The 8,416-nt window shown below is 68.1% G+C and carries 8 protein-coding genes, 1 tRNA gene and 1 pseudogene; 4 read left to right on the plus strand and 6 right to left on the minus strand.

Annotated elements, in window-relative coordinates; genetic code table 11:
• Positions 1-993: lipid-A-disaccharide synthase-related protein (locus VB716_RS13170; protein ID WP_323270728.1), on the minus strand; the 993-nt coding region annotated here is incomplete at its 3' end.
• A 44-nt stretch (positions 994-1,037) separates the two neighbouring features.
• Between VB716_RS13170 and VB716_RS13175 the strand changes: the two genes are divergently transcribed.
• Positions 1,038-1,108, plus strand: a tRNA-Cys gene (locus VB716_RS13175).
• A gap of 81 nt (positions 1,109-1,189) precedes the next feature.
• Here the strand turns inward: VB716_RS13175 and VB716_RS13180 are convergent.
• Entirely contained in the window at positions 1,190-1,333 is a 144-nt protein-coding gene (locus VB716_RS13180) for a hypothetical protein (protein ID WP_197158786.1), read from the minus strand.
• 40 nt (positions 1,334-1,373) lie between these two features.
• Positions 1,374-1,811 carry a hypothetical protein gene (locus tag VB716_RS13185; protein ID WP_323247362.1) on the minus strand — a complete coding sequence of 146 codons (438 nt, stop codon included), beginning with the start codon at positions 1,809-1,811 and terminating at the stop codon, positions 1,374-1,376.
• Between the two features lie 737 nt (positions 1,812-2,548).
• Between VB716_RS13185 and VB716_RS13195 the strand changes: the two genes are divergently transcribed.
• Positions 2,549-3,523 carry an aldo/keto reductase gene (locus VB716_RS13195; RefSeq protein ID WP_323270729.1) on the plus strand — a complete coding sequence of 325 codons (975 nt, stop codon included), beginning with the start codon at positions 2,549-2,551 and terminating at the stop codon, positions 3,521-3,523.
• Between the two features lie 11 nt (positions 3,524-3,534).
• Here the strand turns inward: VB716_RS13195 and VB716_RS13200 are convergent, their stop codons facing one another.
• Both VB716_RS13200 and purM read right to left on the minus strand, forming a co-directional pair.
• Positions 3,535-4,206, minus strand: a complete 672-nt coding sequence (locus VB716_RS13200; RefSeq protein ID WP_197158789.1) for a 2-hydroxyacyl-CoA dehydratase — start codon at positions 4,204-4,206, stop codon at positions 3,535-3,537.
• A 134-nt stretch (positions 4,207-4,340) separates the two neighbouring features.
• Positions 4,341-5,378 (minus strand): phosphoribosylformylglycinamidine cyclo-ligase, encoded by a 1,038-nt coding sequence (purM, locus tag VB716_RS13205; RefSeq protein ID WP_323270730.1) that lies wholly within the window; start codon positions 5,376-5,378, stop codon positions 4,341-4,343.
• A gap of 436 nt (positions 5,379-5,814) precedes the next feature.
• Between purM and VB716_RS13210 the strand changes: the two genes are divergently transcribed.
• Complete coding sequence (locus VB716_RS13210) at positions 5,815-6,414, plus strand: septal ring lytic transglycosylase RlpA family protein (protein ID WP_323270731.1); 600 nt, start codon at positions 5,815-5,817, stop codon at positions 6,412-6,414.
• A gap of 75 nt (positions 6,415-6,489) precedes the next feature.
• Positions 6,490-8,070 carry a bifunctional pantoate--beta-alanine ligase/(d)CMP kinase gene (locus VB716_RS13215; RefSeq protein ID WP_323270732.1) on the plus strand — a complete coding sequence of 527 codons (1,581 nt, stop codon included), beginning with the start codon at positions 6,490-6,492 and terminating at the stop codon, positions 8,068-8,070.
• Between the two features lie 61 nt (positions 8,071-8,131).
• On the opposite strand, the pseudogene VB716_RS13220 reads toward VB716_RS13215, so the two are convergent.
• Positions 8,132-8,416, minus strand: a pseudogene (locus tag VB716_RS13220) (hypothetical protein); the annotation flags it as partial.

Here is an 8,416-nt window from a genome sequence, read left to right on the forward strand (position 1 = left end):
CACCAGCTGCTCGGTGGCGGTGCCGGCGGTGGCGAGCCCCAGCTCGCACCAGGCTGCCCAGCGGCCGAAGCAGCCCGGACCCACGTGCAGTTCGATGGTGCCGGCCCGCCAGCTGTCCCGCGCTCCGATCGCGCCCTGCTCCGCGCTCAGGCAGGTGCTGCTGAAGCCAGCCCGGCTCAGCAGCGGAGCCAGCTCCCCGCTGGTGGGCTGGTTGCCGCAGGCCAGCAGCAGGTGGAGGGGCCCGTTGACCCGCACCTGCAGCGCGGCCTCGAGCAGACGCTCCAGATTGCCGAGTGCTTCCGGCAGGCGGCTGCCGGGCAGCAGCAAGAGCCGCCGACCGTGGCGAAGGCCGATGGGCACGGCCTCGGTCTGGAATCCGTCCATCATCGGGTTGCCCGGGGCGAGGGCGGCAACGCCGTGGTTCCGCAGGCCGCGGGCTGTGAGTCGGTCGCGCACGGCCACCAGACGGCAGGGATCGGCGCGCATCAGCGCCCATTCCCACGGATCCCATTCACTGCCCTTGCAGCGGTGATAGCGGTCATCAAGGCCGGGCCGACCCCAGCCCGGTGGCGGTGGTGTGGCCCAGGTGGCGTCGCTCTTGGGGGTGCCCACGAAGCCGTAGGGGCCGCCACCGCTCCAGGCCAGCAGCAGGGGCAGCAGATCCCCCACCGCCAGTACCGGATGGCCTGCACGGCCCCAGTGCCGCACCCAGCGCCACTGCCGTAGGGAGAGCAGGGGCAGGCCGGCCCGCAGGTCGCGCAGCAGGCCCCGCAGGCTCTGGTTACTGAAGCCACCGCTGGGCAGGCAGCGGCGGGGGCCCACCACCTGCAGCCAGCCGGCGGCCTCGGCCGCCGCGAAGGTCTGGCCGAGGCCCACCAGGGCCATCACCGTCAGCTGGCAGTCCGGTTGCTGCTCCCGCAGGGCCTCAAGGATGCGCAGGGCGATCAGATCCTCGCCGTGGCCGTTGCTCAGGACAAGCAGACGGGAGGGCATGCCATGGCTGATACGATCCGCTGCAGGGAGTTTGCTCCCCGGCCGGCGGCATGGCCAAGTGGTAAGGCAGAGGATTGCAAATCCTTTACCCCCAGTTCGAATCTGGGTGCCGCCTTGATGATCCGAACTCCAGCTGGAGTTCATGGTGGCTGAGCTGAATCTCTGGCTTCCGAGCCGAGTGGCAGCGCGCCTGCGCTCAGGTGAAGATGCCGAACATCACCGAGAGCAGGGCGAATCCGACGGCGCCCACCAGGGCCAGCAGCGATGTGGTGTGCAGCATGACGTCCTCCGATGGACCAATCCTAAAGGAAATCTGTAGGCCCGCCAGTGGTTGTTGCAACCCTTTGCGGGGCCTCGGTCGTCGCCCTCAGTCGTCTCCCTCAGTGGTCGCCCTCAACGCGCCACAGTCCACCGTCTCCGTCATGGGCTTCGCAGCGGAAGTGGTGTCGATCGAGGCGGCACTCCCCCCGGGCCAGGCGGCTGCTGGGCAGCCTTGTCACCAACCCCTGGTCGTCGTAGCTGCGGCTGGCGACCGTGCTCACCTTCACCAGCAGGGGCCATTGGGGGCTGCATCGACCCGCCTGGCACTGCAGGGAGGCACTGCCTGGCTCCAGCAGTCCCACGAAGACCAGTTGCTCACTCGAGAAGCGGGAGCCACCCCCGCGGCCGATGATCTGGATGCTGAGCAGTCCCTCCATCAGTTGATCGAGGCGCAGGCTCTGGCAGCCCCGGCTTTCCTGCGCGGCGTCGGGCTCATCGCCCACCGGCAGGTCATGCCTCCCGTTGAGGTTGCTCTTCGGTAGGACCGCTGCCTTCATCGGGGCTGCCGCAGCATGCGCGGGTGACTCGGCAGGCACTGCAGGGGGCTCCCTGGTCTCTCCCGAGAGCGTGTTGCCATCTCCAGGCTCGTTTGCGGCGCTCTCCTCAAGGCTCGGCAGAGGTGGCGGAGGGTGCGTAGGCCGCGGCCGCTCCAGGGGCTGCTGGCTGTCAGAGTTTTGCGTCCGGCTGGCAGGACGGGCCGCCCCAACGCGCTGGATTGCCCGGGCCGCGCGCTGTGGCGCTGGTCCTTGAGGCGGCGCTGGCCCAGCCTCAAGGACCAGCGCTTGCCACCGGCAGTGGCTCACTGAGGTTTCCCAGCGGCCGAAATCTTCCGGGGGATTGCCAGCTGCCCCTGGGGACACCAGGGCTTCGACTGCGCCGAAGCACATGCAGAGCGCCATGGCTGTAGCCGCTCTCACCAGATTCGGCATGCTGCGCATCGGCATCGTGGCACCGCTGCCCGTGTTGGCGGCATTGCCGAGGCTCAGTAGCCCGAATCGGCCACGCAGATGCCCTGGCAGCTGATGTCGTTGCTGGCGGTGCGGCCACAGTGCTGGCAGAGCACACGATCAGGCTGTGGCTGCACGGCTGGCTCTGCTGGCTTGGTCGCCACAGCAGCGCCGGCTGTGGCTCTGGCCTGAACAGCGCTTGGTTCTGCGGGCAGGGAGGACATCGGGCTGGGGGCAGTGGGGAGCGGCAGCACGATCATGGCGTTTCCGTTCATGGGGTTCGGGGAATGGCGCTGCAGACCACCCAGCCGGGGATCGGCGTCGGTACCTGGGCCTGGGGAAACCGGCTCCTCTGGGGCTACGAGCCTTCCCAGGATCCCCAGCTGGAGGCCACCTTCCGGCAAGCTCTGGACCGGGGGCTCCATTTCTTTGATACGGCGGATTCCTACGGCACGGGCCGTTTCGATGGCCGCAGCGAGGACCTGCTGGGCCGTTGCTGTGGGGTCCTTTCGCCACTGGAACGGCAGCGGCTCACTGTGGCCACCAAGCTGGCACCCTTCCCCTGGCGCTGGGGGCGGGGGGGATTCCGCCGGGCATTCGCCGCTTCCCGCCGGCGTCTCCAGGGGAAACTGGACCGGGTCCAGCTGCACTGGAGCACCGCCCGGTATGCGCCCTGGCAGGAAGCGCCGCTGCTCGATGGCCTCGCCGACCTGGTGATCGCAGGGGAGGTGGCCGGTCTGGGGTTGTCGAACATGGGGCCGCGGCGCCTGCGGCAGGTGCAGGCCCGCCTGGCTGAACGCGGCATCCCGATCCTCAGCCTGCAGGTGCAGCTCTCCCTGCTGGCCCCTGAGCCGATCGCTCCCGATGGTGTGGCGGCGGTCTGCCGGGAGCTGGGCATCGCCTTGATCGCCTACAGCCCCCTGGCCCTTGGGGTGCTCGGCCAGCCGCCTGGAGAGTTGGCCCACACGTTGTCGGGTCCCCGGGGCGCCCTGCAGCGGCGGCTGTTGCCGGCAGCCCAACCGTTGCTGCAGGGCCTCCAGGAGATCGCTGGCTCCCATGGGGCCACGCCAGCGGCGGTGGCGCTCAATTGGTGCCGGGCCCATGGCGCCATGCCGATCCCGGGGCTGCGGCGACCGGAGCAGGTCGACGCCGCAGCGGCGGCCCTCTCCTGGACGCTGAGCGAGGCGGAGCGTCAGGGGCTGGATGACCTGGCCCTTGCCAATCGGGTCCGCATGCCTGCCAACCCCTTCCAGAGCGCCTGAATCGATCCTGCTCAGCCGATGGCTTCGGCCGGCTCGGGGGCTGGGGTAAGGACCACCGGCAGGGCGCGCGGGCGTTCCTCGGCTGCCGCCACCACGACCGGACCGTCCAGCCGTCGCAGCAGTGGCGCTGGCGAACCCACGGATACAGGCGCTTCGCTCTGCGTGCTCTCCTCGGAACCGTCTGGCCCGCAGGCCGCCAAGGCTTCCTGCAGCAGGGAGTCGAAGGTGGCACCAGGTAACCGGTGGCGTGCCACTTCCAGGAAGGCACGGGCCAGGGATTCGCCGGCGGCAGCCCGCAACGCCGGGTTGCTGCGCCGCAGTTCCTGCTCCTCCTGAATGGCGCCGATGAACCGTTCGGTCACGTCCCGCTTGGTGGATGCCCGGATGCGGGTGTCCTGCTCCGCTTCGCTGAGGGACACCTGACTCTCGAGTTCCTCCAGACGCCGCCGCAGGCTTTCCAGCACCTCCTGCGCCTCCTTGGCCACGTGGGCCAGCTGGCCGTCTGACAGACGCGGCAGATCGGCCACGTAGACCTTGCCGTGATCACGCAGGGCCAGGAAGGTGGGCCGCAGGCCGCCGCTGCGAGGTCCGGTGAATCCTTCGCGGGGGCGTTGTGGACGGACCGGAGGCCTGGGGCCGGCGGAGCTACGTCGCCGGGTGATGCGTTTGGAGGTATCGAACATGGGCTCAGAAAACGAATGACATGCGACGCGCAGCGTCCGCAGGCCTCGGTGCCGTGTTGCCGGCAGGCGGTGGAGCGGGCGCTGGGGAAGGTTAAGCAGGGCGGATGACCCCACCGGCGCCCTGGCGCCTGGCTTCAGTACGGCAAACCGGCCAGTGGTGCCTCCGCCGGCACCTCGCCCTGTCGCACCTCACCGAGCAGCCAGGACTGGTGACCCAGCTCGCGGCAGGCCTCAAGCACTGCATCGCTGGCGGCCTGCGGCACCACAAGGCAGAACCCCACCCCAAGATTGAACGTGTTCCAGAGGTCGGCTTCGGGCACCTCGCCGCTCTGCTGCAGCCAGCGGAACAGGGGCGGTCGCTCCCAGCTGCCGGCCTCGATGGCGGCATGGAGCCCGTTCGGCAGGCTGCGGGGCAGATTCTCCGGCAGGCCTCCGCCAGTGATGTGGGCCATGCCATGCAGCGGCAGACGCCGCTGCCGCAGCCCCTTTACCAGGGCCCCATAGAGACGGGTGGGTTCTAGCAGGGTGTCGATCAGGGGCTCTCCGGTCTGTGGCAGCCGTGTGTCCTGGGTGACATGGTTCATCTCCAGGATGCGGCGCACCAGGCTGAAGCCATTGCTGTGCACACCACTGCTGGCCACCGCCAGGATCCGGTCGCCCGCCTGCACCGCCCTCCCGTCGATCAGCTCGTCTTCCTCCACCACGGCCACGCAGAAGCCGGCCAGGTCGTAGCGGCCGGGGCCGTAGAAGCCGGGCATCTCCGCCGTTTCGCCACCCAGCAAGGCGCAGCCGCTCTGGCGGCAACCGTCGGCGATGCCTTCCACCACGGCCGCCATGGCCTCGGGGCTGAGCTTGCCGGTGGCGATGTAGTCAAGGAAGAAGAGAGGTTCGGCGCCGCTGGTGATCACGTCGTTGACGCACATGGCCACCAGGTCGATGCCGACGGCGTGATGGCGACCGTGGGCCTGGGCCAGCTCCAGCTTGGTGCCTACCCCATCGGTTCCTGATACGAGCAGGGGGCGCTTGAGGCCTTCGGGCAGGCGGCAGAGCCCGCCGAAGCCGCCCAGACCACCCACCACCTCCGGGCGGCGGGTGGATTCAACGCTGCTGCGGATGCGATCAACGAAGGCTCGCCCCGCCACCACATCCACTCCTGCCGTGCGGTAATCCATTCAGGGTGTCTCCAGGCGTCGCTCGTCTTCCACCGATCCTGCCGCTTCTCGCTCCCCGACCCTCGACTTGCCGCCGTCCAGCGATCCGTTACGCACGAATTCGGTGGTCGATTCTCGAATCGGCACAAGTTTTAATCAGCGCAGCTTATGTAAGTGATTGACCTTGCTGATGGGCCGAGGCTGGCGTGGGGCGGGCGAAGCCTGTAGGTGTCAAGAATCTGGGGAATGATGACAGTTCCTGATCGCCAATCGGTTGTCCACGGATAACCAATTGGCTGGTCCAGTGCGGTTAAGTTCTGCTCGTCGTCATTTCCCGATAGGAACTCCGCCGACGGCTTCTGCCTCTACCTCTTCCGCAATTGAGGCTTGAAGTCATCGTCAACTGGTCATCTGATCCTTGGATGTCAGTTGCTTTGGGCGGCGAGTTTCGCCTGTCATGCGAGCAACATTTTCTCTCGGTGTTCTCACCGCCCTGATTTCTGGTGCCGGTTCTGTCTTCCCTGCCATAGCGGAAGTCGGCCGAACAACTCCACTGACCTTGAGCGGTGCCCTGAATGGCCTTTCCATCGACGTGGCTCCAGCCAAGGGGACTTCGGATCTGGCGTTGGCTGCTTCCTCTGCTCCGAGTTCAGCCGTTGCCATTCGTCAGATTGAAGATTCCTCGGCTCCCGCCAAGCCGTCCTTGATGCAGCAGGCGCCGATCGCCCCTTTGGCATCGGCTTCGGTTCGTCTGCCCGAAGTGGCACAGGTGATCACCGGTCAGGCCAGCTGGTATGGGCCCGGTTTCTTCGGCAACCGCACCGCCAATGGTGAGGTGTTCCGGCCCGGTACCCGTACAGCAGCTCACCGCACTCTCCCCTTTGGCACCAAGGTGCGGGTCACCAATCTCCGCAATGGGAGGTCGTCGGTGGTCCGCATCAACGACCGGGGTCCGTTCCACGGAAACCGTGTGATCGATCTGGCCCATGGTGCCGCTCAGGATCTCGGTCTGGTCTCCAGCGGTGTTGCTCAGGTGAAGCTCGAAGTCCTGCGCTGAGCCCGACCCGGCCTCAGCCCCTGGCCCATCCGTCAACCTGGCGGATGGGCTTTTGCTGTCAATCCTGTGTCTCGCCTGCCCTTTCCCCTGCTCACGTCGCGCACGGAGCTGAGCCGCTGGTGCACCGAGATCCGCGCCTCCGGCCGCCCACTCCATGTGGTGCCCACCATGGGCGCGCTGCATCGGGGCCATCAGGAACTGATCCGTCGGGCGGCTCGGGGGGGGGGCTCCGGTTCACCGGCCGTGCTGGTGAGTGTGTTCGTCAACCCGCTGCAGTTCGGAGCCGGTGAGGATTTCGAGCGCTATCCGCGGGATCTGACAGCCGATGCAGGCCTGGCGGCGGCGGCGGGCGCTGACGCCCTGTTCGCTCCGAATGCGGAGGAGATCTATCCGGGCGGTGAAGCCGCCCTCACCCGCATCCAGCCACCGGCCCAGCTGCAGGCCTCGCTCTGTGGTCGCCAGCGCCCCGGTCACTTCGAGGGTGTGGCCACCGTGGTGGCCCGGTTGCTGGCGCTGGTGCGTCCTGATCGTCTCCTGCTGGGGGAGAAGGACTGGCAGCAGCTGGTGATTCTGCGGCGTGTGGTGGCGGATCTGGCCCTGCCGGTGACCGTGCAGGGCTGCGGCACTGTTCGGGAACCTGATGGGCTGGCCTGCAGCTCCCGCAATCGCTACCTCAGCCCGGTGGAGCGGCAGCGGGCGGCGATGCTCCCTGTTGCCCTGGCCCGGGCGGCGGAGCTTTATCGCTCTGGAGAGCGGCAGGCCGCTCCATTGCTGGAGGCTGTCCGCGCGCCGTTGGAGGCGGTGGGTTTGGCAGTGGAGTATGGGGAGCTGGTGGAGCCCCATGGTCTCCAGCCCCTGCGGCAGGCGAGCCCGTTCTGCCTGTTGGCGGTGGCTGCCCGCTGCGGCTCCAGTCGCCTGATCGATCACACCTTTCTGATGAGCCGTCCCCCGATCGTTGCCATCGATGGCCCCGCCGGTGCCGGAAAGAGCACCGTGACCCGTGCCTTCGCTCAGCGGCTGGGCCTGCTCTATCTCGATACGGGGGCGATGTACCGGGCTCTCACCTGGTGGGTGCAGCGCCAGGGCCTCGATCTGTCCTCTCTCGCTGACCTGGCCCCGCAGTTGCAGCTCCTCGATCTGCAGCTGAGCCTGGCGGAGGACGGCAGCCAGCGGGTCAAGCTCGATGGGCAGGATGTCACCGAGGCGATCCGCTCCCCCGCGGTGACGGCCCTCGTGTCGCAGGTGGCGGCCCAGCCCTGCGTGCGCAACGTGCTCACACGCCAGCAGCAGGCACTGGGCCGCAGGGGAGGTCTGGTGGCGGAAGGCCGCGACATCGGCACCGCCGTGTTTCCCGACGCCGAGCTGAAGGTGTTCCTGACGGCCACCCCTGCGGAACGGGCCCGCCGGCGCGCCCTCGATCTTGAGCAGAGGGGGTTCGCAGTGCCGCCCCTGGCGGAGCTGGAAGCGCAGATCGCCGAACGGGATCATCTCGACTCGACCCGTGCCGTGGCGCCGCTGCTGCAGGCCAAAGATGCTGTCGCCCTGGTCACCGATGGCCTGACGATCGAGGCCGTGATCCAGCGGCTCGTCGATCTGTTCCGCGAGCGGGTGCCGGAGGATGCCTGGCCGGCTCCCGCTGAGCCCCTGCAGGACTGACCAGCGCCTGCAGGGGCTCAGCGGGGCTGCCCGATGCGATGGGCAGTCCGGGCTGCCTGTTTCAATCCAGACTGGCGCGCAAGTCCTCCAGCAGTCCGCTGCAGGCGTCTTCCAGCAGATCCAGGACCTGCTCGAAGCCTTCCTCGCCCCCGTAGTAGGGATCCGGCACCTCCCGTGCCCTGAAGCGGCGGCAATGGTTGGTGATCGGTTCGACCAGGGCGCCAGGGTGGGCTGCCCCATTCCCGTCCGTTGCCTCTGCGTCTGTCCTTTCTGATTTTTGCCGTCCTGCTCGGGCCAGGCTCTGCACCGCCCTGAGGTTGTCCTCGTCCATCGTCAGGATGCGATC

The sequence above is a fragment of the Synechococcus sp. CCY9201 genome, assembly GCF_034931105.1.
GTDB lineage: Bacteria > Cyanobacteriota > Cyanobacteriia > PCC-6307 > Cyanobiaceae > CBW1002.

What these genes read in the sequence shown, in the direction of transcription:
- purM (WP_323270730.1), bottom strand. Translation starts at nt 5,378, where the DNA reads ATGGATTACCGCACGGCAGGAGTGGATGTGGTGGCGGGGCGAGCCTTC.
- VB716_RS13200 (WP_197158789.1), bottom strand. Translation starts at nt 4,206, where the DNA reads ATGTTCGATACCTCCAAACGCATCACCCGGCGACGTAGCTCCGCCGGC.
- VB716_RS13195 (WP_323270729.1), top strand. Translation starts at nt 2,549, where the DNA reads ATGGCGCTGCAGACCACCCAGCCGGGGATCGGCGTCGGTACCTGGGCC.
- VB716_RS13210 (WP_323270731.1), top strand. Translation starts at nt 5,815, where the DNA reads ATGCGAGCAACATTTTCTCTCGGTGTTCTCACCGCCCTGATTTCTGGT.
- VB716_RS13185 (WP_323247362.1), bottom strand. Translation starts at nt 1,811, where the DNA reads ATGAAGGCAGCGGTCCTACCGAAGAGCAACCTCAACGGGAGGCATGAC.